This window comes from Pantoea sp. BS_8 (assembly GCF_041954965.1).
Lineage (GTDB): Bacteria > Pseudomonadota > Gammaproteobacteria > Enterobacterales > Enterobacteriaceae > Pantoea > Pantoea stewartii.
The window spans coordinates 44,147-70,191 of record NZ_JAVAXU010000003.1; the positions used below are offsets into that span (position 1 = coordinate 44,147).

At 56.0% G+C, this 26,045-nt stretch carries 23 protein-coding genes; 8 read left to right on the plus strand and 15 right to left on the minus strand.

Going from position 1 to position 26,045, the window contains the following annotated elements:
• Nucleotides 1–5 precede the first annotated feature (5 nt).
• Complete coding sequence (locus tag RAC65_RS09045) at nt 6–500, minus strand: YfbU family protein (protein ID WP_006120032.1); 495 nt, start codon at nt 498–500, stop codon at nt 6–8.
• Between the two features lie 142 nt (nt 501–642).
• On the minus strand, nt 643–1,092 hold the full coding sequence (gene yfbV, locus RAC65_RS09050; RefSeq protein ID WP_054633417.1) for a terminus macrodomain insulation protein YfbV: 450 nt from the start codon (nt 1,090–1,092) through the stop codon (nt 643–645).
• Between the two features lie 335 nt (nt 1,093–1,427).
• Here yfbV and ackA point away from each other — a divergent pair, with 335 nt between their 5' ends.
• Both ackA and pta read left to right on the plus strand, forming a co-directional pair.
• A complete protein-coding gene (ackA, locus tag RAC65_RS09055) occupies nt 1,428–2,630 on the plus strand; it encodes an acetate kinase (RefSeq protein ID WP_033740641.1) in 1,203 nt (400 codons plus the stop codon).
• Between the two features lie 69 nt (nt 2,631–2,699).
• Nucleotides 2,700–4,847 (plus strand): phosphate acetyltransferase, encoded by a 2,148-nt coding sequence (pta, locus tag RAC65_RS09060; RefSeq protein ID WP_006120035.1) that lies wholly within the window; start codon nt 2,700–2,702, stop codon nt 4,845–4,847.
• A gap of 55 nt (nt 4,848–4,902) precedes the next feature.
• Here the strand turns inward: pta and RAC65_RS09065 are convergent, their stop codons facing one another.
• Both RAC65_RS09065 and RAC65_RS09070 read right to left on the minus strand, forming a co-directional pair.
• Nucleotides 4,903–5,988, minus strand: a complete 1,086-nt coding sequence (locus RAC65_RS09065; RefSeq protein ID WP_039339690.1) for an ABC transporter ATP-binding protein — start codon at nt 5,986–5,988, stop codon at nt 4,903–4,905.
• Between the two features lie 265 nt (nt 5,989–6,253).
• Nucleotides 6,254–7,747 carry a PLP-dependent aminotransferase family protein gene (locus RAC65_RS09070; protein WP_033740646.1) on the minus strand — a complete coding sequence of 498 codons (1,494 nt, stop codon included), beginning with the start codon at nt 7,745–7,747 and terminating at the stop codon, nt 6,254–6,256.
• A 117-nt stretch (nt 7,748–7,864) separates the two neighbouring features.
• Here RAC65_RS09070 and RAC65_RS09075 point away from each other — a divergent pair, with 117 nt between their 5' ends.
• From RAC65_RS09075 to RAC65_RS09090, 4 genes are all read left to right on the plus strand, one after another.
• Entirely contained in the window at nt 7,865–9,127 is a 1,263-nt protein-coding gene (locus tag RAC65_RS09075) for a 4-aminobutyrate--2-oxoglutarate transaminase (protein WP_375096615.1), read from the plus strand.
• 113 nt (nt 9,128–9,240) lie between these two features.
• A complete protein-coding gene (locus RAC65_RS09080) occupies nt 9,241–10,266 on the plus strand; it encodes an ABC transporter substrate-binding protein (protein ID WP_375096616.1) in 1,026 nt (341 codons plus the stop codon).
• 45 nt (nt 10,267–10,311) lie between these two features.
• A complete protein-coding gene (locus RAC65_RS09085; protein ID WP_205956787.1) occupies nt 10,312–11,577 on the plus strand; it encodes an ABC transporter permease in 1,266 nt (421 codons plus the stop codon).
• Nucleotides 11,578–11,587: 10 nt separating this feature from the next.
• A complete protein-coding gene (locus tag RAC65_RS09090) occupies nt 11,588–12,412 on the plus strand; it encodes an ABC transporter permease (protein ID WP_375096668.1) in 825 nt (274 codons plus the stop codon).
• A 317-nt stretch (nt 12,413–12,729) separates the two neighbouring features.
• Here the strand turns inward: RAC65_RS09090 and yfcD are convergent, their stop codons facing one another.
• Both yfcD and yfcF read right to left on the minus strand, forming a co-directional pair.
• A complete protein-coding gene (gene yfcD / locus RAC65_RS09095; protein ID WP_033740653.1) occupies nt 12,730–13,254 on the minus strand; it encodes an NUDIX hydrolase YfcD in 525 nt (174 codons plus the stop codon).
• 110 nt (nt 13,255–13,364) lie between these two features.
• Nucleotides 13,365–14,006 (minus strand): glutathione transferase, encoded by a 642-nt coding sequence (gene yfcF, locus RAC65_RS09100; protein ID WP_162286771.1) that lies wholly within the window; start codon nt 14,004–14,006, stop codon nt 13,365–13,367.
• A gap of 183 nt (nt 14,007–14,189) precedes the next feature.
• On the opposite strand from yfcF, the gene RAC65_RS09105 reads away from it, so the two are divergent.
• Nucleotides 14,190–15,089 (plus strand): TIGR01777 family oxidoreductase, encoded by a 900-nt coding sequence (locus tag RAC65_RS09105; RefSeq protein ID WP_375096617.1) that lies wholly within the window; start codon nt 14,190–14,192, stop codon nt 15,087–15,089.
• A gap of 29 nt (nt 15,090–15,118) precedes the next feature.
• Here RAC65_RS09105 and RAC65_RS09110 read toward each other — a convergent pair whose 3' ends face one another.
• Genes RAC65_RS09110 through dalD form a run of 3 tightly spaced genes read right to left on the minus strand, consistent with a single transcriptional unit; the run spans nt 15,119 to nt 19,298 of the window.
• Nucleotides 15,119–16,399, minus strand: coding sequence for an MFS transporter (locus RAC65_RS09110; protein WP_033740658.1), 1,281 nt, complete (start codon nt 16,397–16,399; stop codon nt 15,119–15,121).
• A 34-nt stretch (nt 16,400–16,433) separates the two neighbouring features.
• Nucleotides 16,434–17,897: a xylulokinase gene (xylB, locus tag RAC65_RS09115; RefSeq protein ID WP_375096618.1), complete on the minus strand. Its 1,464-nt coding sequence runs from the start codon at nt 17,895–17,897 to the stop codon at nt 16,434–16,436.
• 9 nt (nt 17,898–17,906) lie between these two features.
• On the minus strand, nt 17,907–19,298 hold the full coding sequence (gene dalD / locus RAC65_RS09120) for a D-arabinitol 4-dehydrogenase (RefSeq protein WP_375096619.1): 1,392 nt from the start codon (nt 19,296–19,298) through the stop codon (nt 17,907–17,909).
• 192 nt (nt 19,299–19,490) lie between these two features.
• On the opposite strand from dalD, the gene RAC65_RS09125 reads away from it, so the two are divergent.
• A complete protein-coding gene (locus tag RAC65_RS09125; RefSeq protein ID WP_006120048.1) occupies nt 19,491–20,465 on the plus strand; it encodes a sugar-binding transcriptional regulator in 975 nt (324 codons plus the stop codon).
• Here RAC65_RS09125 and hisP read toward each other — a convergent pair.
• The 6 genes from hisP to purF all read right to left on the minus strand — a co-directional run bounded on the left by hisP (nt 20,458) and on the right by purF (nt 26,045).
• A complete protein-coding gene (hisP, locus tag RAC65_RS09130) occupies nt 20,458–21,231 on the minus strand; it encodes a histidine ABC transporter ATP-binding protein HisP (RefSeq protein WP_033740666.1) in 774 nt (257 codons plus the stop codon). The two genes, RAC65_RS09125 and hisP, sit on opposite strands and share 8 nt — an antisense overlap.
• An 8-nt stretch (nt 21,232–21,239) precedes the next feature.
• On the minus strand, nt 21,240–21,956 hold the full coding sequence (locus RAC65_RS09135) for an ABC transporter permease (RefSeq protein ID WP_033740667.1): 717 nt from the start codon (nt 21,954–21,956) through the stop codon (nt 21,240–21,242).
• Nucleotides 21,953–22,639 (minus strand): histidine ABC transporter permease HisQ, encoded by a 687-nt coding sequence (locus RAC65_RS09140; protein ID WP_033740669.1) that lies wholly within the window; start codon nt 22,637–22,639, stop codon nt 21,953–21,955. The genes RAC65_RS09135 and RAC65_RS09140 overlap by 4 nt, the downstream gene beginning before the upstream one ends.
• 167 nt (nt 22,640–22,806) lie before the next feature.
• Nucleotides 22,807–23,589, minus strand: coding sequence for a lysine/arginine/ornithine ABC transporter substrate-binding protein ArgT (gene argT, locus RAC65_RS09145; protein ID WP_039339706.1), 783 nt, complete (start codon nt 23,587–23,589; stop codon nt 22,807–22,809).
• 267 nt (nt 23,590–23,856) lie between these two features.
• Nucleotides 23,857–24,426, minus strand: coding sequence for a UbiX family flavin prenyltransferase (locus RAC65_RS09150; RefSeq protein ID WP_006120055.1), 570 nt, complete (start codon nt 24,424–24,426; stop codon nt 23,857–23,859).
• Nucleotides 24,427–24,527: 101 nt separating this feature from the next.
• A complete protein-coding gene (gene purF, locus RAC65_RS09155; RefSeq protein ID WP_033740671.1) occupies nt 24,528–26,045 on the minus strand; it encodes an amidophosphoribosyltransferase in 1,518 nt (505 codons plus the stop codon).

Sequence of the window (26,045 nt, forward strand, 5' to 3'; positions counted from 1 at the left end):
CCTCATCAGGCGTTAATGATTTGCGCAATCTCGTTTACGCTTAAATGGTACTGGCGGGGACAAGTCTGCCATAAAGCCAGCATGCGTTGATACTTTTCCCACATCGGTGTTTGTGCATTGAAGCCGTGCGTGCCGGAATCAAAATGCGTGTAGCGCCCTTCCGTATTCACCATAAAGCGTACATAGCCAAGGTAGCGGGATTCCGTAGCCGCATCAAATCCCAGAAACGCCAGGCGCCGGGTATCGATCTCTCCTTCGGTTTTCAGATTAGACCAGGAAATCTGTAGCGCATGGTGCATTTCCATGATGTCGATGAGCGTACGGCAGGTGGCTTCAGAGAGTTCGCCGAACTCTTTATCCAGTTCACGCATCTGCAGGCTGTAGCCGCGCTCAATAATGGTCTGATAACGCCGAAAGCGCTCCGCATTCTCAGGCTCCAGCATCGCCATCATTTTGTACTGGTTCGCCAGAATTAAGCGTTGTGCGTGGGTCATTTCCATCTTTCTCTCCCTCAGCCCAGAGGCTGTTCAGGTTTTATACGATGGAAGGATGATGACACAGGGGGAGCGATGCGGAGGTTGCCACATCGCTTTTCATTGATTTAACCACAGATTCACATGCAATATTTCGGCACGCTGCAGGTTAGAGATCGTCCAGAAAAGTCCGGTCCAGTTGCTTAAAGGCGCGCTTCAGCAGATCGGCAAGCGCCTGATAGGTTGGCGTGCCTTCAACCGGCGCAATCGCCTGCCCTGCGGCTTCCAGTTTGGTGCGCACGTCATGAAACCAGCGCAGAAGCGTCGGCGGCAGCGGCGTGACTGAACGTTTGCCCAGCCACCACAATCCCTGCATCGGTAAACTGCAGGCGAAAAGCGCTGTCGCGACGGCAGGGCCCAGTTGCCCACCCATCGCGATCTGCCAGGTCAGTGTAAACACCGCCAGCGGGGGCATAAAGCGAATGGCAAAACGTGTGGCCGATGATACCCGGTTTTCGGGAAAGACCGGTGCCAGACGTTTATCATTGGGCCACGTCTTCATATAATGCTGTCCGCGCTGAAACATCCGGAACCAGCCCGTGTTAGATTGATTCGCCATGGCTCGCCTCAACTAATGCTGTATTTTTTGAAAAATAACTATAACGACACAACTTTACGTAACATCCTTCAAATCTTTTTGTCTTTAAAGGTGACTCCGGCTATTCTGACGCCGTTTTAGTCGCGTCAGTGTCGCAACCTTCTTTGTCACAGAGGCGATAAGACCCGTTTTAAGCGTGATTTAAAATTTATGCGTAAAAACTCAACTTTTTTTTTGCGTATAACGCATTATTTTGACCCGGGTATGACTTTTGTCATTAATCTGGCAGCTTCAATAGGCTACGCTGTATGTCTGATTGCGTTTTTTTTAGCCACTTTTAACAAATAGGTACTTCCATGTCGAGTAAGTTAGTACTGGTCCTGAACTGCGGCAGCTCATCCCTTAAGTTTGCCATTCTGAATCCCACCACCGGAGACGAATTTCTGTCAGGTCTGGCTGAATGTTTTCACCTGCCCGAAGCGCGGATCAAGTGGAAGCTTGACGGCCAAAAACAGGAAGCACCTTTAGGTGCTGGCGCTGCCCACAGCGAAGCACTGAATTTCATTGTTAAAACAATTCTGGCACAAAAACCAGAGCTTTCGGCACAAATCGCTGCAATAGGTCATCGCATCGTCCACGGCGGTGAAAAATTGACGCAATCGGTCGTGATCTCTGACGCTGTCGTTCAGGGTATCAAAGATGCCGCTTCTTTTGCACCGCTGCATAATCCTGCGGGCCTGATCGGCATTGATGAAGCGATGAAAAACTTCCCCCATTTGTCTGACAAGAATGTGGCGGTTTTTGACACCGCTTTCCATCAGACAATGCCGGAAGAATCCTATCTCTATGCGCTGCCCTATGCGCTCTACAAAGATCACGGCGTGCGTCGCTACGGTGCGCACGGTACCAGCCACTACTATGTGACCCACGAAGCGGCAAAAATGCTGAATAAGCCGCTGGAAACCCTGAATATCATCACCTGTCACCTCGGTAACGGTGGATCGGTTTCTGCCATCCGTAACGGCGAATGTGTGGATACCTCCATGGGGCTGACGCCGCTGGAAGGCCTGGTGATGGGCACCCGCAGCGGTGATATTGATCCGGCCATCATCTTCTTCCTGCACGATACATTGGGCATGAACGTGGATGCTATCAACAAGATGCTGACCAAAGAGTCCGGTCTGTTAGGGCTGACCGAAGTCACCAGCGACTGCCGCTACGTTGAAGATAATTACGCCACGAAAGACGATGCCAAACGCGCAATGGACGTATTCTGCCATCGCCTCGCCAAATACATCGGCAGCTATACTGCGCTGATGGACGGCCGTCTTGATGGCGTGATCTTCACCGGTGGTATCGGTGAAAATGCGGCGATGGTCCGCGAGTTAACGCTGAAGAAACTGGCTCTGCTGGGCTTTGAACTCGATCATGACCGCAACCTGGCCGCGCGTTTTGGTAAAGCGGGCTTCATCAACAAAGAGGGCACGCGCCCGGCACTGGTTATCCCAACGAATGAAGAGTTAGTCATCGCCAGGGACGCCGCGCGTCTTACCGCCTGATATCCTTTCTCCGTCAGCTCAGGCTGACGGTGTTATTTTGACACCCAGTGAACTCTGAGAGGTGCAATTGTGTCACGTACAATTATGCTCATTCCGACCGGCACCAGCGTCGGCTTGACCAGCGTTAGCCTTGGCGTTATTCGCGCCATGGAACGTAAAGGCGTTCGACTGAGCGTTTTCAAACCCATTGCTCAACCACGCGCCGGTGGCAATGCGCCCGACCAAACCACCAGCATCGTACGCAAAAATTCCGGTATTCCTGCGGCAGAACCGCTGCCCATGTCACGCGTTGAATCCTTGCTGGGGTCCAATCAGCAGGACGTGCTGATGGAAGAAATTATTGCCCGCTATCATGCGAATACGCAGGATGCAGAAGTGGTGCTGGTGGAGGGCCTGGTGCCCACGCGCAAACATCAGTTTGCCAGCGCCCTTAACTACGAAATTGCCAAAACGCTGAACGCTGAAATTGTGTTTGTGACCGCGCTGGGTAATGACTCGCCGGCCCAGCTTAAAGAACGTATCGAACTGACGCAAAGCAGCTTTGGCGGTGCGAAGAATAAAAACATCACCGGCGTCATTATTAACAAGCTGAACGCGCCGGTCGACGAACAGGGCCGGACGCGTCCCGACCTGTCTGAAATCTTCGATGATTCCACGAAGGCCAGCATTGCCAATATCAATCCCGACCAATTGTTTGCCAACAGCCCGTTGCCCATCCTGGGTTGCGTGCCGTGGAGCTTTGATCTGATCGCGACCCGCGCGATTGATATGTGCCGCCACCTGAACGCGCGCATCATTAATGAAGGTGAAATTCAGACGCGCCGCGTGAAGTCGGTAACCTTCTGTGCCCGCAGCATTCCTCATATGCTTGAGCACTTCCGTCCAGGCTCGCTGCTGGTCACCTCCGCAGACCGTCCGGATGTACTGGTTGCCGCCTGTCTGGCCGCCATGAACGGCGTAGAGATTGGGGCTATTCTGTTAACCGGTAACTACGAGATCGACGAGCGGATCGCCAAACTGTGCGAACGCGCGTTCCAGACCGGTCTGCCGGTCTTTATGGTCAAAACCAATACCTGGCAGACATCACTGAGTCTGCAAAGCTTCAATCTGGAAGTGCCGGTAGACGACACACAGCGCATTGAGAAAGTGCAGGAATATGTCGCAGGCTACATCAATGCAGACTGGATTGAGTCGCTGACCGCCACCTCTGAACGCAGCCGTCGTCTGTCCCCGCCGGCATTCCGTTATCAGTTGACCGAGCTGGCACGTAAAGCCGGTAAACGCATCGTCCTGCCAGAAGGCGATGAGCCTCGCACCGTGAAAGCGGCCGCGATCTGTGCCGATCGCGGCATTGCTACCTGCGTGCTGTTAGGTAACCCGGATGAAATTCAGCGCGTGGCCGCAGTACAGGGCGTTGAGCTGGGTAAAGGCATTGAGATTGTTGACCCTGAAGTGGTTCGCCAGAACTACGTTCCGCGTCTGGTTGAACTGCGTAAAAACAAAGGCATGACCGAAGTGGTGGCGCAGGAACAGCTGGAAGACAACGTGGTGCTCGGTACCATGATGCTGGAGCGTGGCGAGGTAGACGGCCTGGTTTCAGGTGCGGTGCATACCACGGCCAATACCATTCGTCCGCCGTTACAACTGATTAAAACCGCCCCGAACAGCTCTCTGGTCTCGTCGGTATTCTTTATGCTGCTGCCGGAGCAGGTGCTGGTCTATGGCGACTGCGCGATTAACCCGGATCCTACCGCTGAACAGCTGGCTGAAATTGCTATCCAGTCTGCCGATTCCGCCAAAGCCTTCGGTATTGATCCGCGCGTGGCGATGATCTCCTACTCGACCGGTAACTCCGGGGCAGGAAGCGACGTCGAAAAAGTGCGCGAAGCTACCCGTCTGGCACAGGAAAAACGCCCGGATCTGGTCATTGACGGTCCGCTGCAGTATGACGCGGCGATTATGGAAGACGTCGCGAAATCGAAAGCGCCAAACTCGCAGGTCGCGGGTCGCGCAACGGTATTTATCTTCCCGGATCTGAATACCGGTAACACCACCTATAAAGCGGTGCAGCGCTCAGCCGATCTGATTTCTATCGGGCCGATGCTGCAAGGGATGCGTAAACCCGTTAACGACCTGTCGCGCGGTGCGCTGGTGGACGACATCGTCTATACCATTGCCCTGACAGCGATTCAGTCACTCCAGGCGGAAGGCCAGTAACAAACCGCCTGACCGGTAGTGAGAACAAAGAGCATGCCGCCCGCATGCTCTTTTTTTATTGCAATGTCACATCCAGTGCACGTAAATGCTGTGGCTGCCAGGAAAGCATAACCTCGCTCCCCGGTTTCCACTCAGGCGCGACATCGGATGAGGCCAGTTTCACCATAAAATTCCCCTGCCCGGCCACGTCGGTCAGCATGCGGACATGATCACCCAGATAGATAAACTGTTGAATGGTAGCCTGCACAGACTGGTCGCCCGGTTTTGGTGCGTTCACGTTGATGCGTTCGGGCCGGATGCTGAGCTGGATACGTTTGCCAGGCGAACTGGGTCGGACTTTCAGCGCGTCCAGATGAACGCCATTATCCAGTGCCACCTGATAATACTCGCCCTTTTGGCCCGATTGTGTGGCTAACAGGCAGTTATTTTCGCCGATAAACTGTGCAACAAAGGCATTATCTGGCTGCTCATAAAGCTTACTCGGGCTGTCCATCTGCTGAATCATGCCATCATTAAACACCGCGACCCGGTCTGACATGGTCATTGCTTCGCTCTGGTCATGCGTGACGTAAACGATGGTCAGCCCAAGCAGGTTGTGCAGTTGCTTGATTTCCATCTGCATATGCTCACGCAGCTGTTTATCCAGTGCCCCTAACGGTTCATCCATCAGGATCAGCCTGGGTTCAAAAACCAGTGCCCGCGCCAGCGCTACACGTTGCTGCTGGCCACCCGACATCTGGGCAGGATAGCGATCGGCCAGCGAGGTCAGTTTAATCATATCCAGCACGCGCTTAACCCGCACTTTGATATCCGCTTTGCTCAGGCGACGTATGGATAGGGGAAATGCCAGATTCTCCGCCACGGTCATATGGGGAAACAGCGCATAATTCTGAAACACCATGCCGATATCACGCTGATGGGGCGGCAGCGTGTGCAGGGGTTTATCACGCAGCAGAATCTCGCCATCGGTGGGCGTTTCAAAGCCCGCCAGCATCATCAGGCTGGTGGTTTTCCCCGATCCTGAGGGCCCTAACAGCGTCAAAAACTCCCCTTCTGCCACGTCCAGATTAAGGTTGCGCACCACCAGCTTGTCGCCGTCGTAGCTCTTTTTGATATTCCTGAAACTGACAAAATTTCTCATGGCGTATTCTCGAAAACAGGATGGAAAGGGTTTCGGCACGATTCATGCATCATCCGTTTGACATGCGAATCCTGGCGGGCCTTTTTTTAGCACTACCATAACGCCGCTGATTCGCACAAGCAGAATTTGACAAAATAAAACGAACAGGCTTGCAAAGCCTTCTTGCAGGCCATTGTATTTTATTACCTTTTTAAATTTAACATTACATTAACGTGAATGAGATCACAGAATCAGGCAAGGTAAGAGGTTGCACACTTGTGGTGCCTCAGGGGGAAACTGAGGCGATTTGCAGGTGGTGTTCCAGACGGGCAAGGACAGGCGCGAACGCACTGGGGATATCCGCTTCGTCAACGCAGGCATAGCCCAAAAGTAACCCACGCTGCGGCGTGCCTTGCAGGTAGTAGGAAGACAGCGGGCGCGTCAGCACACCGCACTGTTCAAGCTCAGCGCTGAACGCCACATCGTCGATGCTGTCGGGCAGTCTGAGCACCAGATGCAGCCCCGCATTGCTGTGATGCACAATCCAGTCGGCCCCCAGCGACTGGCTGATCACGGCGACCAGCGCCGCGCGGCGACGACTGTAGATCTGCCGCATCCGCCGTACATGAGCCGCATAGTGCCCTTCGCGGATAAACGCGGCCAGCGTGAGCTGCACCAGCCCATAACCGCCGCGATAGAGCTCGGAGTGCGCCATTTTCATACGCGTAGCCATGGATTTAGGCACCACCATGTAACTGAGTCGAATGCCGGGATACAACGTTTTGCTGAACGTCCCCAGGTATATGACAGGCGCATCCGCCGCCAGCCCTTGCAGCGCGGGCATCGGGCTGCCGGAAAAACGGAACTCGCCATCGTAGTCATCTTCCACTACCCAACTGCCGCTGCGCTTCGCACGCTCCAGTAACTCATGCCGCCGTTGCAGGCTCATCACCGCACCCAGTGGATACTGATGGGAAGGCGTCACGCAGATTAAACGCGGCGCAGGGCTGTCAGGCTGCTCCGGGGGCAGCACCAGCCCCTGCTCGTCAACCGGCGTAGGGATCAGCGTAACGCCGTTCACCGCCAGCACGTTACGAATGCCCCAGTAGCCAGGTTCCTCTACCAGCGCCCGGTCACCCGGATCGCACAGCATCTTTGCCAGCAGATCCAGCGACTGATGCGTGCCTGCGGTCACCAGTACCTGCTCGGGGCTGCAGTTGACGGAACGAATCACCCGCAGGTAATCGGCCAGCGCCTGTTGCAGCTCGGTGCAGCCGCCGTGGCTGGCATAGCTCAGGTTCTCAACGGGCAGGCGTCGGCTCAGACGAAGCTGGATTTTGCGCCAGATGTCGTGCGGCATGTGACTGACATCCGGTACGCCGGGCATAAACGCCCCCCACTGATGACTTCCGGCACCGCTGTTTGCCAGTAATCGCGATCCCCGACGGGACAGCCTGACGGGCTTCATTGGCGGCGAGACCGGCCTGACCAGCGGCCCGCCTGGCACCTCTTCAGGCAGCACCGCACTGACAAACGTGCCGCTACCTGTGCGGGTTTGTAAGTACCCCTCTGACTGCAACTGTTCATACACGGCCAGTACGGTATTGCGTGAGACCGCGAGTTCGCGAGCAAGGTCGCGGCTGGCGGGCAGCCGTGTTGCGGTGGCAATGGATCCATCCTGAATCGCCGCCTGCAGCGCGTCATACAGTCGCTTATTCAGCGTACCGCCGGACAGCGCGGCCAGCCGTTGTGCAAGCAGGTCACCGAGTAAGCTTCGCAAAATTGGTACCTCAAAATAAAAAAAACTGGCTCTGGATTATAAAACCCTGAAAACGCTAAAACCAAGAAGGCAAATTCCACTGTAACAATATGGAAACAAACACCACGAGGTCGCGTTATGAGTAACAGTGAAGTGCAGGTCCGTCGTCTCAATGCCACGCCACGCGGCGTGGGCGTCATGTGCGATTTCTATGCGGTGAAAGCTGAAAACGCCACGCTGTGGGATCACGAGGGCCGCGAAATCATCGATTTCAGTGCCGGCATTGCCGTACTGAACACCGGACACCGTCATCCTAAGGTCATCGCCGCCATCAAAGAACAGCTCGACTGTTTTACCCATACTGCATTTCAGATCGTGCCCTATGAAAATTACATCGCCCTTGCGGAAAAACTGAATGCGCGGGTGCCCTTCAACGGCCCTGCTAAAACCACCTTTTTCTCCACCGGCGCGGAAGCGGTTGAGAACGCGGTAAAAATTGCCCGCGCGGCGACCGGCCGTCCCGGCATCATCGCGTTTACCGGCGCGTTTCACGGGCGCACCAACATGACGATGTCGCTGACCGGCAAAGTGACCCCGTACAAAACCGGTTTCGGTCCTTTTGCTGGCTCAGTATTTCATGCCCGCTACCCGAATGCACTGCATGGCTGTAGCGTCGAGGACGCGCTGGAGAGTGTACAAACGATTTTTCGCTGCGATATCAGCCCGCAGCAGGTCGCAGCGATCATTTATGAGCCGATCCAGGGTGAAGGCGGTTTCAATGTCGCACCGGCGGCCTTCGTCACCGCGCTGCGTAAGCTGTGCGATGAACACGGCATCCTGCTGATTGCCGATGAGATTCAAAGTGGTTTTGCCCGCACCGGGAAACTGTTTGCCAGTGAGTACTATTCCGATGTGCAGCCTGACCTGATTACCATGGCGAAAAGCCTGGCCGGCGGGATGCCGTTGTCGGCCGTGTCCGGACGGGCTGAGATTATGGATGCCCCGTTACCCGGCGGGCTGGGTGGCACCTATGCGGGAAGTCCTCCTGCCATTGCAGCCGCACTGGCCGTACTGGAGGTGATTCGTGAGGAGAACCTGTGCGAGCGCGCCCTGCAACTGGGCGGGCAGCTGGCCGAAACGCTGAAAGGCGCGGGTTGTAACGCGCTGGCGGACGTGCGTGGGCGGGGTTCGATGATTGCGGCTGAGTTCTGCGACAGCACAGGAAAACCGCGCGCGGACATCGCCAAAGCCATCCAGCAGGCGGCACTGGACGAAGGCTTACTTCTGCTCACCTGCGGTGTCCACGGTAACGTGATTCGCTTCCTTTATCCGCTGACCATCCCGGATGCGCAGTTCCGCACGGCATTAAATCTGCTGAACCGCATTCTCGGTCAACACTAAGTTGAGCTGGCTGGCTGCCCGTTCCGCAGTCAGCTGAGCTGATGGCATCAGGATTGCAACGCAAACACCAGGCAGTGAGTTCTGCCTGACAAGAATAATTCAGGAGTTCGGGGATGATGAAAAAAATAGCGGCAATGGTGCTGGCAGCCGTGGCGCTGCAGGCACAGGCGGAAACCCTCACGGTAGTGTCCTTCGGCGGGACGAATAAAGACGCACAGGATAAAGCGTTCTATAAGCCGTTCATGGCCGCGGGAAAAGACAGCATCGAAGCAGGCGAATATAACGGTGAGATGGCCCGCATCCGCGCCATGGTCGAAACCAAACAGATCGGCTGGGACGTCGTCGAACTGGAAACTCCGGAACTGGAGCGCGGTTGTGAAGAAGGTCTGTTTGAAACCCTGGACTGGAGCAAAATTGGCAATAAAGCGGACTTTGCCAAAGGCAGCGTCAGCGAATGTGGGGCCGGTTTCTTCGTCTGGTCAACGGTACTGACCTACGATGGCAACAAACTGAAAACCGCCCCCACGAGTTGGGCCGATTTTTGGGATGTAGAAAAATTCCCGGGCAAACGTGCGCTGCGCAAGAGCGCAAAATATACCCTGGAAATCGCGCTGATGGCGGATGGCGTGAAGCGTGAAGATGTTTATAAGGTGCTGGCCACACCTGCGGGCGTGGATCGCGCCTTTAAGAAGCTTGATGTACTCAAGCCCCATATTCAGTGGTGGGAATCCGGGGCACAGCCGCTGCAGTGGCTGGTATCAGGCGACGTGACGCTGGCCTCGGCCTATAACGGCCGTATCGGCACCGCCCAGGCAGAAGGCCATAACTTTAAAATCGTCTGGGATGGCAACCTGTATGACTTCGATAACTGGGCGATTGTGAAAGGCTCAAAACATAAAGCGCTGGCAGAGAAATTCATCGCCTTCTCGCTGCAGCCTGAGAACCAAAAGCTCTATGCCGAAAATATTCCTTATGGCCCCGCCAATATCAAAGCAGGCAAACTGCTGGCGGCGGATCGTCTGGCTCAACTGCCAACAGCGCCCGAAAACATGGCCAAAGCCGTACAGGTTAACGCCACGTTCTGGCTGGAGCATGGTGAAGAACTGGAACAGCGTTTTAACGCCTGGGCCGCGAAATAACCTGCTGCCGGACGCGATCCGGTAGCCCCTTTTCAGGAGGTCGGCATGAGTCAAAACCCCGTGATGGATTCAGCGCCCGTCAGACGTAGAGAACGCGCGTTCAGCCTGCGCCACTCGTTCAACCGGGCAGGTTGGTTAAAAACACAACGCTCTCTGTTTTTAGTGGCCCCGTTACTGATTTTCGTCGTGGTGTGCTTTTTATTCCCTATCGGCTCTATCCTCAGCATGAGCGTGAGCAATCCTGAGCTTAATGACGCCTTACCCCAAACCAGCCAGGCCCTGGCGAAATGGGACGGTAAAGCACTACCGGATGAGAGCCTGTATGCACTGCTTGCAAAAGAAGTCAGCGCGGCACGCGAACAGGGGCAGATTTCGGGGATTGCGAAGCGGTTAAGTTATGAAGATAACGCGTTTCGCCGCCTGATCCTGGCCGTACCGCGCCAGGCGCCCGAGGATGGCCTTAACGTCAAAGCCACCCTTATCGACAAACAGCCCCTGTGGGGCGAGTTATCCACCTGGCAAACCCTGAAGCGCGTAGCAAAGCCTTATACCAGCTATTACCTGCTGTCGGTGTTTGACCATAAAGTCGATGCCAGAACGGGTGAAATCACCGCGCAGTCGCCGGATCAGGCGCTGTATGTCAACGTCCTGCTGCGCACCTTATGGATGGCCACCGTCGTGACGTTATTGTGCGTGGGGCTGGGTTATCCGCTGGCCTACTGGCTGGCGAAACAGCCTTCTAACCGGGCCAATCTGTTGATGATTATGGTGCTGCTGCCCTTCTGGACCTCACTGATTGTGCGGACGGCCAGCTGGATTGTGCTGTTACAGTCCGGCGGATTAATCAACCGCACGCTGATGGGCACCGGGCTTATCGACAGCCCGCTCACCCTGGTGTTTAACCGGGTGGGGGTTTACATCTCCATGACACATATATTGCTGCCTTTTATCGTGCTGCCGCTGTATGCCGTAATGAAAGGCATATCCCCCAGCTACGTCCGCGCGGCGGTGTCGCTGGGCGCGCATCCGTTTGTCGCCTTCTGGCGCGTCTATGTGCCGCAGACCTTTGCCGGGATCACCGCAGGTGCGTTGCTGGTGTTTATGATGGCGATTGGCTACTACGTGACGCCAGCCCTGCTGGGCGGCCCGGACGACCAGATGGTCAGCTACTTTGTCGCCTTCTTTACTAACAGCACGATGAACTGGGGCATGGCCGCCGCCCTGGGCAGCCAGTTACTGATCATTGTCACGTTACTGTATGTGGTCTATTCGCGCGTTACCCGCACTTCTTCTGAAGCTGCGGTGCGTTAAGGAGCAAATGATGAGTCAACAAGGTTCCACGCTGCTGCGGGTCTGGCGTTACCTGTTTAATTTTTACGGTGCCGCCGCCCTGCTGTTTTTAATAGTGCCGGTGCTGGTGATCGTGCCGTTGTCGTTTAACGCCAGTTCGTTTTTAAGCTATCCCCTCAGTGGCTTTTCATTGCGCTGGTACGACGCGTTTTTCCATTCTAACGAATGGCTGGGCGCGCTGATGAACAGCCTGCTGGTGGCTCCGCTGGCCACCCTGCTGGCCACCGTGCTGGGCGTACTGGCCGCGATGGGCCTGGTACGGGGTGACTTTCGCGGTAAAGCGCTGGTGATGGCAGTCATCATTTCACCGATGGTGGCGCCGGTGGTGATCATCGCGGTGGGCATGTTTTTCTTCTTTGCCAAACTGTCCCTGCTAAACAGCTATCTCGGGCTGGTTCTGGCTCATGCGCTGCTGGGCGTCCCGTTTGTGGTGATCACGGTCGTGGCCGTCCTGAAAAGTTATGACACCAACCTGACGCGCGCCGCCGTCAGTCTCGGCGCCTCACCACTGCTGGCGTTTTGTAAAGTCACCCTGCCGCTGATTGCACCGGGCGTGTTTTCCGGGGCGTTATTTGCCTTCGCGACCTCCTTTGATGAAGTGGTCGTCACGCTGTTTCTTGCCAGCCCTACGCAGCGGACGCTACCGATTCAGATGTTTGCCGGTATCCGCGAGAACCTCGATCCCACCATTGCAGCGGCGGCCACCATTATGATTGCGGCCTCTCTGTTGCTCCTGATCGTGATGGAAGTGCTGCGCCGCCGTGGCGAAAAAATGCGTCAGGCGCAGCCGGTCTGATCCTCGTGACTTGCTTTGCGCACGCACCACACCGCCCTTTCCACTGAGAGGGCGATTTTTTATTGATCCCGGGCACAGGCGCGTGATGTCAGCCACGATCCCCACAATGGGTTAACGATCAAACGTCTTAATGCAATACCCGACTGAGACATCGTCAAGACAGACTGGCGCGGTGGCGGAAAAGCGAAAGCCGACGCCCGAGGAAGAATGACGCTGCCCGCCAGGAAAAGACTGCCGTCAATCGTATTGTGGAGCGCGTTGCCGCAAAAGAAGGAAGGATGCTTTGCGAACGGCAAGGCGTTCGCAAAGCAGAAAACTCAGTTGCTGTTTTCGTTATTGCGGCTCAGCCACAACGACAGCGCTTTGAGTGAATCATCGGTAAACTCGTCGCAACGGGCGGTGATTTCATCCGGCGTCATCCAGAAGATTTCATCGACCTCTTCTTCCTGCATCGCAAACGGGCCGTGAGAGACGCAACTGAACAATCCGCCCCAGACGCGGCAGTGCTCATCTTCAAAATAGAACTTGCCATGCTCCGCAAAGGGCACGTCGGCAATACCCAGCTCTTCTTCCGCTTCACGTCGGGCAGATTCCAGCATATCCTCACCGCTCTGCACCACGCCGCCTGCCGTCGCATCCAGTTTACCCGGCATAAAATCTTTGATTTCAGTACGGCGCTGAACCAGTATTTTCCCCATACCATCGTGAACCACGATATAGGTCGCGCGGTGACGTAAGCATTGTGCACGCATCTGCGCGCGCGTAGCCTGCGCAACGACTTCATTCTCTTCGCTTACGATATCGACCCACTCGATCTCGCCACCAGCAGTTTGATCCACCATCCGTAACCCTTTCCTGTTTAGCGTGTCTTCATGCACGCGCTGTTTGCCACATCTATATCATAGTGTGTCGTAAGGTAATCACTTATGACAACTTGAGCAAGCGCCGATCGCTAGCGATGTTTACCGCTCTCCGTCAACCACAACTGCACCGATGCACGCTGCCACTGAAACTCAGCATAATGCTGTAAACGGGTTGGCAGGGGATCACCGTGAAGCGCCAGTCGATTAAGCATGACAGCCAAATCGGTATCTGCAATCGACCACTCACCAAAAAGGTTTTGCTGCCCTTCCGGTAACAGCCGCTGTACGGCACTTATCAGCTTATCGGCCGCCTGAAGCGCAGCGGGCGTAAGCGGCGCAAAGCGCTCTGCGGCGAACAGCACTTCTGTGGGACGCTCCTGTCTGATCGGCAGCAAATCACTGCGTAGCCAGGCCTGAATCTCCCGGGCGCGCGCGCGTTTCTCGCGATCTTTAGGATAGAGCCGTTCAAATTCTGGCGCGGCAAAGCGCTCTTCAAGGTATTCACAAATGGCTGAGGACTCACTCAGCATAAACTCATCAACCTGTAACGTTGGCACACGGCAGGTCAGTGACAGGCTACGGTAGGTGTCGTCAAGCTGCTGGTTTTGGGATAAATCAATGCGCCTGACGCTAAAAGGGATCCCCTTTTCCGTCAGCGCAACGTAAACCGACATCACATAAGGACTGAAAAACGATGAATCTGACCACAGGGTAATGGAGGGGTAATTCATCTGCTACCTCGATATCGCTGACAGGGGTGCATCATGTTTACCGATTTTTATTTCTGAAAACAACCCGGTGCTGGTCCGATGTTTGCCGCCACCGCACGAAATTACGAAGCGGCTCACGCCAGCCGGGAACGACTCTTCTATGATGAAGTAAGCAAAAAATAAAAAATCAGACGGAGCCGCACTATGCATATCTTAATGACCGGTGGAACCGGGCTTATTGGCCGCCATCTTATTCCGCAGTTACAGGCGCGTGGTCACACGATCAGCGTGGTGACCCGCGATGTCGTAGCCGCACGGGAAACGCTGGGCGAAAATATCGCCTTCTGGTCTGGCCTCGCACAGCAGCATTCGCTGGATGGGGTGGATGCCGTGATCAACCTGGCCGGTGAACCGATTGCCGATAAACGCTGGACCGAGCCGCATAAGCAGCAACTGTGCGAGAGCCGCTGGCAAATCACAGAACGTATTGCCTCACTCATCAATGCCAGCACCACGCCGCCGCGCGTGTTGATTTCGGGGTCGGCGACCGGCTTTTACGGCAACAGTGGTGAAGTAGTCCTGACCGAAGAGGATCCCGGCCAGAATGAATTTACGCATACGCTCTGTGCCCGTTGGGAACAGCTGGCACTGACGGCACAAAGGGACCGGACGCGCGTCTGCCTGCTGCGCACCGGCGTGGTGCTGGCGCGTGAGGGCGGCGCCCTGAGCAAAATGAAACTGCCGTTCAGGCTCGGCGTCGGTGGCCCGCTCGGCAGCGGTAAACAGTATATGCCGTGGATCCACATCGATGACATGGTCAACGGCATCCTGTGGCTTCTGGATCATGACGACTGCCAGGGCCCGTATAACATGGTCGCGCCCTATGCGGTGCGCAACGAGCAGTTTGCCGCCACGCTGGGCGAGGTCATGCACCGCCCGGCTTTCATGCGCACGCCCGCCAGCGCCATTAAGCTGATGATGGGCGAATCCTCGGTGCTGGTGCTCGGTGGACAACATGTGCTGCCTAAACGGCTGGAGGCCGCAGGGTTTCGCTTCCGCTGGTATGACCTGCATGATGCCTTAAAGGACGTGGTTAAGGGGTAATGCCGGGGGAGCCTGTGGCTCCCCTTCTTCTATTGCGATGTTACTGCGGACCCTGACTTGCGCGCTGTACGTTGCGCGCCATGATGAGGCTGCGGCACACGGATAATAAACGTCAGCACCCCGGCAAACAGATACAAGCCGGTATAAGCCCACACCACCCCGACGATATCAAAAAACGGCAACAGCATAGAGGCGATGGCCGGCGCGACAAAATTGCTCATCCCCGCTGACAGGTTATAAACCGAGACCGCCGCGCCCTGATGATGCGGCTCCAGCGTGGGAAAGACGGCCGTCATCGGCACAAACGCCGCGACGAAAATCCCCAACATGACGGCCGGAATAAGGGCGACCATGAAGTTATGACCGGCATAAACGGGCAGATAGTAGAATGCCAGACTGGAGAGCGCCATGCCCAGACAGCCAAACCAGCGCACCTGACGGATCCAGCCAATCCGCTCGCCCATGATGCCCCAGAAGATATTGGTGAAGATGGTGACAAAGAAAAACACCGCCCAGATTTGTAACCATTCCGACAAGGTGAAACCCAGCCGATCCACAAACAGCAGCGGCATGATGATGGCAAAACCAAACAGCGACAGCGTATTAATAATGCGGATCAGGCAGGCGTAAAACACATGCTGATTAGTAAACAGGATGGTCACCGCCCGGGACATTTCCGTCATTTTCTCGCGCATCGGTAAGTTCACGCGTGAGCGGTCGACCGGCACATGGCGCAGGCTAAAAAACGCCAGTACGCCACCGCAGGCCACCCAGGCAATCGCCAGCCATAATGTCCCGGTTTCACCAAGAGAGGGAATAATCAGGCTGGGCAGATAGCTCCCGACCACACCAATCCCTACCGAATACATTGCCCAGAACCAGCCCGTCGCCGCCGCGAGGCGTTCACGCGGTAACACCTGGACCAGCAGCATCATAAAAGAATAGATAAACAGCGGATAAGCCAGGCCGCGAATGCCGTAGAACAGCAGCATAAGGGGATAATTACGCAGTCCCAGCCCCAGGCTCATGAACAGGGCATGCATGACAATCCACAAGACAAAACCGATTAACATGGCGCGCTGAGGCGTAATCAGTTCCGCCACCACGCCGGAGGCCCAGGCGGCCAGCGCGACCGCTAAACCGTAACAGGTAAACACCAGCGCCGACTGGCCCGGCGTGAAGCCCATATCGGTGATATGGCGTGACAGAAATGCCATTTCGAAACCGTCTCCTGCCATAAAAATCGCAATGGCGACGAATCCCCAGATCAGCTGTTTGGGCAAGCCAAACCAGTACGCAGTTGCATGCATAACGATGGTCCTTCTCTGTTCGGTTACAGGTTAATCAGGCCAGTGAACGGGTCTGAACTTGTTGGTGATATAGCGCGCGGAATCGTGCCAGACGTTGTTGCAGCACCGCGCGAAATTCGGGGTCCGGCAGATAGCGCGCCTGCACGGACGGTTTGCGGCACACGGTCGCTTCATCCCCGCCCGTCGCCAGCCAGGCCAGTCGCGCCGCGCCCAGCGCGCCGGACGCGCTGGCCGGATGCGTCACCACCGGAGAGTCCAGCACATCGGCAATCAGCTGCGCCCACAGGCTGCTGCGCGCGCCGCCACCGGTCAGGCTGAACTGCGTGATGTCCTGCCGTCCGTCGCCCAGAACGGCCAGACCGTCGGCCAGGCCAAACACGACACCTTCCAGCACCGCGTACCCCAGGAGGGCGCGCTGAGTTTCGTGGCGCAGGTCATAAAACGCGCCCGTGGCATCAGGGTCGTTATGCGGCGTGCGCTCGCCAGAGAGATAGGGCAGGAAAAGTGGGGCCCGCTGTTTCTGTGTTGGGCTCAGCTCAGCCACGTCCTCAAGCAGTTGATTTTCACTGACCGACAGCAGCTGACATACCCAGCGCAGGCAGCTTGCAGCACTGAGCATGACGCTCATCTGGTGCCAGCGACCAGGCAGCGCATGGCAGAACGCATGCACACCGGACTGCGGATCGGCCCGTAGCCGATCGTTGACCACAAAAATCACGCCGGAGGTTCCAAGGGAAATAAACGCATCGCCAGGGTGAATGGCACCGACGCCGACCGCTGACGTAGCGTTATCGCCACCGCCGCCGGCAACGATCACCGCTGTCGACAGGCCCCATTCGCGGGCAAGGTCAGGTCGCAACGTGCCGCTGACCGCATTGCCCTCCACGATTTCAGGCAGCTGCTCGCGACGCAGCCCTGTCGCGGCCAGTAGCGCGTCTGACCAGTCGCGCGTCGCCACGTCCAGCCATAATGTCCCGGCGGCATCGGAGGGATCCGTCACCCACCGTCCGGTTAACCGCCAGCGCAGGTAATCTTTCGGCAACAACACTTTGCTGATGCGGCTAAAGCAGGCGGGCTCGTGCTGCGCAACCCAGCGCAGTTTGGGTGCCGTAAAGCCCGGCATGATCATGTTGCCGCTGATTTGCATCATCTCGGGATGGTGCTGATGTAGCCAGTTACATTCCGCCGCGCTGCGCGTGTCGTTCCACAAAATACAGGGCCGCAAAATGTCGCCCTGTTCATCCAGCAGCACCGCACCGTGCATCTGGCCGGACAGGCCTATCGCCGTGACAGCCGACCAGGCCTGAGGCGCCTGCTGACGCAGACGCGCCATCACCTGTTGGCAGGCGTGCCACCAGTCATGCGGATGCTGCTCTGCCCAGTGCGGATGCGGCCGCTGCACCTGCAAGGTGGCATGTTCAGATGCCACAATGTCGCCCTGCGCATTCAGAATCAGCGCTTTCAGCTCGGATGTGCCAATATCGATACCCAGGTACATGTCGTTCCCCTATGCCACAGCCAGTTTCTGTTCCGGCTGGGCCAGCCATGTCGTGAGCCCGGCCACGGTAGCGGTGAGGCGTGCATGAAAATCGGCGGAAGTCGCCAGCGCCCCAAACAGGGAAGGCTGCGTCATATAGGTCCGCAACGGATCGGGCTGGGTGAACCACTGCTGAATCACGTCGGGTTGCAGAACACCATCCTGATAGTCGTAAGGCAGTTCGCCCTGCGCCCAGCGCTGCAAAAACAGATAAAACAGGGCCGGTAACACCACGCTGGCCGCAGGTGGCGTTCCGCGCTGATAGCACGCCTGCAAAGTGGGCGTGACCATCGCCGGGATTTTCGACAGGCCATCCGCCGCCACACGCTGGTTGGTGTCTTTGATCCAGGGGTTACTGAAGCGCGACAGTACGACATCGCGGTATTCAGCCAGATTTAAAGGGCTGGGAGACAACGACGGGATGACATCCTGCGAGACATACTCCCGGGCCATCTGATGAATCGCTTTCTGCCGGGTACTTTCGTCGATGTAGCGCAAGCCGATCAGCGTGCCCGCCCAGGCAATCGCGCTATGAGTGGCGTTGAGGATGCGGATCTTGGCTTCTTCCCAGGGCAACACCGACTCCACCAGCTCAACGCCGACCTGCTCCAGCGCCGGACGCCCGGCAATAAAGTCATCCTCAATCACCCACTGGATAAAGGATTCCGCCATCACCGGCACCGCGTCATCTTTACCCGTGGCCGCCAGCACACGTCCGGCAATATCCGCCGTAGGACGCGGTGTGATCCTGTCCACCATGGTATTCGGCGAGGTGGTGTGAGTCCGCACCCAGTCAGCCAGCGCCTCGTTCCCTTGTGCGTTAAGAAACGCCAAAAAGCCCTGGCGGAAACGCTCACCGTTATGGCGCAGATTATCGCAGTTCAGCAAGGTAACGGGGCCGCCGCCGTTCGCGACGCGCGCCGCCAGGATCCGCGCCAGCGCACCGTAAAGGGTGCGCGCCTCGCCCTGCAGATCCGCGCGAATATCGGGCTGCTGTAGATCCAGCGCATGTTCCGTCGTCAGGTAGTAACCGGCTTCCGTCACGGTAAAAGAAAGGATCCGGGTGGCAGGATCGGCGCCCTGATGCACCAGGGCGCGAAGCGCGTTATCCCAGGGCAGAATCTTGCGAATCGAGGTAATCGTTTCATAGTCGCGTTCGCCCTGCGGCGTGACCGTTTCCAGCACATACTCGCCGTGCTGCGCAGCCAACTGGGTCAACAGCGGTGACGCATCCTCACGGATGTTCCCCAGCGCAATGTGCCACCGACTGTCCCCTTGCTGCATCAGCCGGTGCAGATACCATGCCTGATGAGCGCGATGAAAAGAGCCTGCCCCAATATGCATCCACACGGATGTTGTCATAGTCACCTCAATAAGCATTTGTCATAACAGAGGGCAATTGCCCGAACGCTGTATGTTAATTAGAGGTTACGAGTATTATCTGTGACAGATCTCACGATAAAAGCAATTGCCCGATATCTGAGCTTTTGCCCTGATAGGTTTTTGCCGGCTATACGCGATAAACTAGCGATTCGCTGAGAAGGGAATGCCGTGATGAACAAAGAAGAGAAAAAGCAGGAACTGGCTGCACGAGCCGCCTGGATGTATTACGTGGCCGGGTTAACACAGCAAGAGATTGCCCGGGCGCTGGGACTCTCCAGGCAGGTTGCCCAGCGCCTGATTTCAGGCGCACGCGAAATGGGTATGGTCAGCGTCAAGATTGACCATCCTGTCACGCACTGCCTGCGCCTGGCACACGCGGTGCAGGAAGCCTTTGGCCTGCAGCACTGTCGTGTCGTCCCTTCTGCCGGGCTGGATGACCACGCGATTCAGCAAATGCTGGCGGTCGAAGGCGCAGAGGTTATGTCGCAGTTTATCAACGATGACCAGCCGCAGGTGTTTGGTATCGGTTCGGGTAAAACTCTGCGGGCGATTATTGATGCCCTGCCCTGGGTGGAGCGGCCCCAGCACCAGTGCGTTTCCATGATTGGTGCTATTGCGCGAGACGACTCCGGCACCCGCTATGACGTGCCGCTCAAGCTGTCTGAAAAAATGCAGGGCAAGTATTTCTTTATCCCTGCGCCGCTGTATGCCGACAGTCCGGAAGATAAACAGATGTGGTGCCAGCATCAGGTCTATCAACGCGTGGTCAGCCGGGCGTTACAGGCCAGTATGACCTTTCTCGGCATCGGCGAAGTCACACCCGGCTGTCCGCTCCATGCTGAAGGGTTTATCACCGACAGCCAGGTTCAGGCACTCAACGCGCGCGGCGTCGTTGGCGAAATGCTTGGCCACTTTTTCAATCAACAGGGTGAACGTGTGATGGGCGAGACCGATGCGCTGCTCACCAGCGTCACGCTGGAAAGCCGGACAACGCGTCCGATCATCGGTTTTGCAGGCGGCGAGCGCAAATTTGCCGCCATTCGGGCGGCATTAACAGGCGGCTGGATCTCGGGTCTGGTCACGGACGAATCTACCGCCACGCGCCTGTTAAGCGATGGCTCAACAGGCGCGGATCGGCTTACTTAAGAGAACCTTTCAGGAACTGCTGAAGGCGCGGGCTTTTGGGATTGCCGAACAACTCTGTCGGCGGCCCCTGCTCTTCAATCTTACCCTGATGCAGGAAAATCACATGGCTGGAAACGTGACGGGCAAACTCCATTTCATGCGTCACCACCACCATGGTTTTGCCCTCTTCGGCCAGCTTCTGCATGATGCGCAGCACTTCCCCGACCAGTTCCGGGTCAAGGGCAGAAGTTGGCTCATCAAACAACAGCACCTCGGGCTCCATCGCCAGCGCGCGGGCAATCGACACACGTTGCTGCTGGCCGCCTGACAGATGCACCGGATACTTTGACTGCGCCCGCTCATCAATGCCGACTTTATTCAGATAGGTGACAGCGCGTTCGCGCGCCTGGGCTTTGCTCAGGCCCAGCACCTGAATCGGCGCTTCCATGACATTCTCCAGCACCGTCATGTGGCTCCACAAATTAAAGTGCTGAAACACCATCGTCAGGCGGGTGCGCAGCAGGCGCAACTGCTCTTTGTCGGCCACCTTTAGCTGACCGTCGGTATCACGGACCAGCGAAATGGCGGTGTTATTGACCGTAATGGTGCCTTCGCTCGGTTTTTCGAGGAAGTTAATACAGCGCAAAAAGGTACTTTTCCCTGAGCCGGACGATCCAATAATACTGATGACATCGCCCGCATTAGCATGTAAAGACACGCCTTTTAATACTTCATGTTCACCGTAACGTTTATGCAGTTCGGTGACGCTTAATTTGTTATCAGCCATAGTCTTACTCAATGCGATGAAGAAGGTTTCACATGGGCCAGCCAGCGACGCTCCGCCAGGCGGAACAGGCTAATCAGTGTGTAGGAAATAATCAGGTACAGGACGGCCGCAATGCCAAACGCGGTAAAGGGCTGATACGTTGCCGCGTTGATGTCCCGGGCGATTTTGAGCAAATCAGGCACGGTTGCCGTAAAGGCCAGCGCGGTCGAGTGCAGCATCAATATCACCTCATTGCTGTAAACCGGCAAGGCGGTGCGCAGCGCAGAAGGCAAAATAATGCAGCGATACAGTTTAAACGTTGAAAAACCATACGCGCGCGCGGCTTCAATTTCCCCGTGAGGCACAGCACGAATCGCACCGGCGAAAATCTCCGTCGTATAGGCGCAGGTATTCAGGGTAAACGCCAGTAAGGTACAGTTCAGTCCGCTGCGGAAAAACGCATTCAGCAACTCGGTGCCTTTCACGATCTCCAGCGTATACATGCCGGAATAGAATACCAGCAGTTGAACATACAGCGGCGTACCGCGAAAAACATAGGTAAAGAGCCAGACCGGCAGGCTGATAAAGCGATTCGGCGACACGCGTGCAATCGCCAGCAGTACCGCCATACAGCCGCCCAGCACCACCGAAACAATCAGCAGCCATAGCGTAATCGCCACGCCGGTGAAGCGGTAACCGTCAGTCCAGAGCAGTGATTTCCAGTACTCGTGGATAATCTCAATCATAGCTCTGCCCTCTTCACGCCAACCGTGTAGCGGCGATTGAGCCACCACAGCACGCCGTTAGACAGCGTGGTAAACACCAGATAGATCACACCCGCGACGATGGCGAAATAAAACGGCTGCCAGGTGCTCTTGCCCGCCAGCTGCGTGGCTTTAACCACATCTTCCAGCCCCAGCAGCGAGACCAGCGCGGTCGCTTTCAGGATCACCTGCCAGTTATTACCAATCCCGGGCAGCGCATAACGCATCATCGCCGGAAAGAGGATGCGACGGAAAACCTGGGAACCGGTAAAACCAAACGCGGTCGCGGCTTCAATTTGCCCTTTGGGCACGGCCATGAAGGCCCCGCGAAACGTCTCGGTAAAATAGGCCCCGTAGATGAAGCCCAGGGTGATAATGCCCGCGACCATAGGATCGATATCGAACTGCGCCAGACCCAGCGCATCGGTGATGTGGTTCAGCACTATCTGCAGACCGTAGAAGATCAGGAGCATCAGGACGAGATCGGGCACGCCACGAATCAGCGTCGTGTAGCCCTCAAAAATAAGCGACAGCAGGCGATGACGTGACAGCTTCGCGCCTGCGCCAATCAGCCCGAGAATCACCGCCAGCAGCACGGAACTCAGTGCCAGCTCCAGCGTGACCAACGTGCCTTTTAAAATGACATCAGAATAGCCATACAACATGGAAAAGATCCTGTCGTGGGGTGGAAACGGCGCTGAACCCGCCACGTGGGCGGGCAGCGTTGCTTCTGGTAAGGCATCAACCACAACGCAGAGGTTGCCGGGGCCAGTGCGGCCAGGGCAACCAGGCGTTATCCGGTCAGGTGATTACCAGAGGCAAAGTCGACAGGTTAGTCACCGTACACGTTGAAATTAAAGTATTTCTTCGCAATTTTGTCGTACGTACCGTCTTTGCGCATGGATTCAAACGCTTTATCAATGGCCGCTTTCAGCTCGGTGTCATCTTTACGTAATCCTATACCGGTACCGACGCCAAAAATCTTGTCATCTTTCACGGCCGGACCGGCAAAAGCGTAGTCTTTACCGACAGGCTGCTTCAGGAAGCCTTCAGCCGCCTGCACTTCATCCTGGAATGCGGCATCAATACGGCCCGCAGTCAGATCCTGGTACACCAGATCCTGGTTCGCATAAGGCGTGACGGTCACACCTTTTGGACGCCAGTACTGGTTAGCATAGGTTTCCTGCGTGGTGCCTTGCAGCACACCGACGTTTTTGCCTTTCAGCGATTCAACCGTCGGCAGAATTTTCGAACCTTTAGGCGCGACTAAACGGGCGTTGGCCGCATAGAGTTTGTCAGAGAAAGCAATCTCTTCCTGACGTTTCGCGGTGATAGAGAGTGAGGAGATGATAGCGTCGATTTTTTTAGCTTTCAGCGACGGAATCAGCGCGTCAAAGTCGCTTTCCACATAGGTACATTTGGTCTGAATACGTTTACAGATTTCGTTAGCCAGATCGATATCAAAACCGACTAACTGTCCTTGCGCGTTTTTTGACTCAAACGGCGGGTATGTTGGGTCAGTGCCGACACGAATCGAGACCGGTACGGCTGCAAATACGCTGGCCACACTGGACAGGCCCAACATTAAAGAAAGAGCCAGAACACGCTTCTTCATAGATTACCCTCAGCAAATTATTGTTATGTGATGCATGATGTGTGTTTGCAACGAACACTGCCAGTAACCTGTGCACGTTTCGTGCCAGTTATGCAGGTCTGCCGCGCACCCAGCCCGCCGTTTTTGCCACATAAAGGCTGGGTTTGTGAAAGGAATATATCAGTGAAGTCACAGAGAAAAAGCGATGTTGTGAACTTTTAGTTCATCAAATGCAGGAACAGTGATCGCTCCCGCGCTTTTGCACTAAATAAGTGCACAAGCTGAACCTTATGCACCTTGCCAGCGCACAAACAAATCCTGAGGCAGTTCAATGTCGAACTGATCGATAACCCGGTTAATTGTTTGATCGACCAGTTCGTCAATTGTTGTCGGACGATGATAAAACGCCGGTACCGGCGGCATGATAATCGCCCCTAATTCAGCGGCAGTCGTCATCATCCGCAGGTGGCCAATATGCAGCGGCGTTTCACGCACGCAGAGTACCAGCTTGCGCTGCTCTTTAAGCACCACGTCCGCCGCGCGCGTCAGCAGGGAATCGCTGTAGCTGTGCACAATGCCCGACAGGGTTTTCATTGAACACGGTAAAATCACCATGCCCAGGGTTTTAAACGACCCGGAGGAAATGCTGGCGGCAATGTCGCGCACATCATGAACCACATCGGCCAGCGCCTGAACATCGCGCAGACTGTAGTCACTTTCCAGGCTCAGCGTCTGACGCGCCGCGTGACTGATGACCAGATGGGTTTCCACGTCGCTGACCTGCTGCAAGACCTGCAGTAACCGCACGCCGTAAATCACACCGCTTGCGCCGGAAATACCAATAATGAGTCGTTTCATCGTTCAACCTTGCAGTGGCAAAGTGCACCATAATAGCGCAGCGCGACAAAAAACACAGAGGGCGGGATAAGTCCCGCCCTCTTTTTTTGCATCAGGCCTGATTAGCCTTCGTTATGCAGTTCAAGATTTTCGACTTCGTTCTGCCGCGCAATGGCTTTCGCGTCGTCGTTACGCAGGGATTCCAGATATTCAAGGTAGCCCTGATCCACATCTTTAGTAACGTAAACCCCGTTAAAAACGGAGCACTCGAACTGAACGATATCGGGATTCTCTTCGCGTACGGCTTCGATGAGGTCATTGAGATCCTGGAAAATCAGCGCATCTGCTTTGATAATCTGACGAATCTCTTCGACTTCGCGGCCATGGGCAATCAGCTCAGTGGCGCTCGGCATATCAATGCCGTAGACGTTAGGGAAGCGCACTTCCGGAGCCGCAGAGGCGAGATAAACCTTTTTAGCCCCTGCTTCGCGTGCCATTTCAATAATCTGCTCAGACGTGGTGCCACGCACGATAGAGTCATCGATCAGCAAGACGTTTTTATCGCGGAATTCGGCGCGGTTAGCATTGAGTTTGCGGCGCACGGCGCTGCGGCGCAGCTGCTGACCCGGCATGATAAAGGTACGACCGACATAGCGGTTTTTCACAAATCCTTGGCGGTAAGGCTTATCAAGGATGCGGGCGATTTCCAGTGCCGTATCCATGGAGGTTTCCGGAATCGGAATCACCACATCGATATCCAGATCTTCCCATTCACGGGCAATTTTCTGGCCCAGCTTGGTGCCCATGCGGACGCGCGCGCTGTAGACCGAAATTTTGTCCAGGAAGGAGTCCGGTCGGGCAAAATAGACGTATTCGAACAGGCACGGATTGTTTTTGGGGTTCTCGGCACACTGGCGGGTCGAAAGCTGGCCCTGCTCCGTGATGTAAACCGCTTCACCCGGCGCGACGTCACGGATGAATTCAAAACCCAGTGTATCCAGCGCGACGCTCTCTGAGGCCACCATATACTCGGTACGGCCATCCGCAATGACGCGTTTGCCCAGCACCAGCGGACGAATCCCGTTAGGATCGCGGAAGGCGACCATGCCGTGACCGATAATCATCGAGACCACCGCATACGCGCCGCGAACCTGCTGATGCACGGCGGCGATAGCGGCAAAAATGTTGTCGGCTTCCAGCGGATAGTGCTGAAAACGATCCAGTTCCTGCGCGAAGATATTCAGCAGGATCTCTGAGTCTGACGTGGTGTTCACATGACGGCGGCCTTTTTCGAACAGCTGCTTACGCAGTTCATGTGCGTTGGTCAGGTTACCGTTGTGTGCAAGAGAAATCCCGTACGGCGAGTTGACGTAGAACGGTTGCGCTTCAGAAGCGCTGGAGCTGCCCGCTGTAGGATAGCGTGCATGACCAATCCCCATGTTGCCTTGTAAACGCTGCATATGACGGGCTTCGAAAACATCGCTGACCAGGCCGTTGGCCTTACGCAGGCGAAAGCAGTTGAGCGCATCAATCGTACAAATGCCTGCGGCATCCTGCCCACGATGCTGGAGCACCGTTAACGCGTCATAGATCGACTGGTTTACCGGCATGAAACCGGTGATACCGACAATACCGCACAT

Coding starts and splice junctions, on each gene's coding strand:
- xylB (WP_375096618.1), bottom strand. CDS start 17,897: ATGTACCTGGGTATCGATATTGGCACATCCGAGCTGAAAGCGCTGATT.
- RAC65_RS09065 (WP_039339690.1), bottom strand. CDS start 5,988: ATGAGAAATTTTGTCAGTTTCAGGAATATCAAAAAGAGCTACGACGGC.
- dalD (WP_375096619.1), bottom strand. CDS start 19,298: ATGACAACATCCGTGTGGATGCATATTGGGGCAGGCTCTTTTCATCGC.
- purF (WP_033740671.1), bottom strand. CDS start 26,045: ATGTGCGGTATTGTCGGTATCACCGGTTTCATGCCGGTAAACCAGTCG.
- RAC65_RS09075 (WP_375096615.1), top strand. CDS start 7,865: ATGAGTAACAGTGAAGTGCAGGTCCGTCGTCTCAATGCCACGCCACGC.
- RAC65_RS09135 (WP_033740667.1), bottom strand. CDS start 21,956: ATGATTGAGATTATCCACGAGTACTGGAAATCACTGCTCTGGACTGAC.
- RAC65_RS09090 (WP_375096668.1), top strand. CDS start 11,588: ATGAGTCAACAAGGTTCCACGCTGCTGCGGGTCTGGCGTTACCTGTTT.
- yfcF (WP_162286771.1), bottom strand. CDS start 14,006: ATGAATTACCCCTCCATTACCCTGTGGTCAGATTCATCGTTTTTCAGT.
- RAC65_RS09150 (WP_006120055.1), bottom strand. CDS start 24,426: ATGAAACGACTCATTATTGGTATTTCCGGCGCAAGCGGTGTGATTTAC.
- ackA (WP_033740641.1), top strand. CDS start 1,428: ATGTCGAGTAAGTTAGTACTGGTCCTGAACTGCGGCAGCTCATCCCTT.
- RAC65_RS09110 (WP_033740658.1), bottom strand. CDS start 16,399: ATGCATGCAACTGCGTACTGGTTTGGCTTGCCCAAACAGCTGATCTGG.
- hisP (WP_033740666.1), bottom strand. CDS start 21,231: ATGGCTGATAACAAATTAAGCGTCACCGAACTGCATAAACGTTACGGT.
- RAC65_RS09125 (WP_006120048.1), top strand. CDS start 19,491: ATGAACAAAGAAGAGAAAAAGCAGGAACTGGCTGCACGAGCCGCCTGG.
- RAC65_RS09105 (WP_375096617.1), top strand. CDS start 14,190: ATGCATATCTTAATGACCGGTGGAACCGGGCTTATTGGCCGCCATCTT.
- RAC65_RS09080 (WP_375096616.1), top strand. CDS start 9,241: ATGATGAAAAAAATAGCGGCAATGGTGCTGGCAGCCGTGGCGCTGCAG.
- RAC65_RS09045 (WP_006120032.1), bottom strand. CDS start 500: ATGGAAATGACCCACGCACAACGCTTAATTCTGGCGAACCAGTACAAA.
- RAC65_RS09140 (WP_033740669.1), bottom strand. CDS start 22,639: ATGTTGTATGGCTATTCTGATGTCATTTTAAAAGGCACGTTGGTCACG.
- yfbV (WP_054633417.1), bottom strand. CDS start 1,092: ATGGCGAATCAATCTAACACGGGCTGGTTCCGGATGTTTCAGCGCGGA.
- yfcD (WP_033740653.1), bottom strand. CDS start 13,254: ATGGTGGATCAAACTGCTGGTGGCGAGATCGAGTGGGTCGATATCGTA.
- RAC65_RS09085 (WP_205956787.1), top strand. CDS start 10,312: ATGAGTCAAAACCCCGTGATGGATTCAGCGCCCGTCAGACGTAGAGAA.
- argT (WP_039339706.1), bottom strand. CDS start 23,589: ATGAAGAAGCGTGTTCTGGCTCTTTCTTTAATGTTGGGCCTGTCCAGT.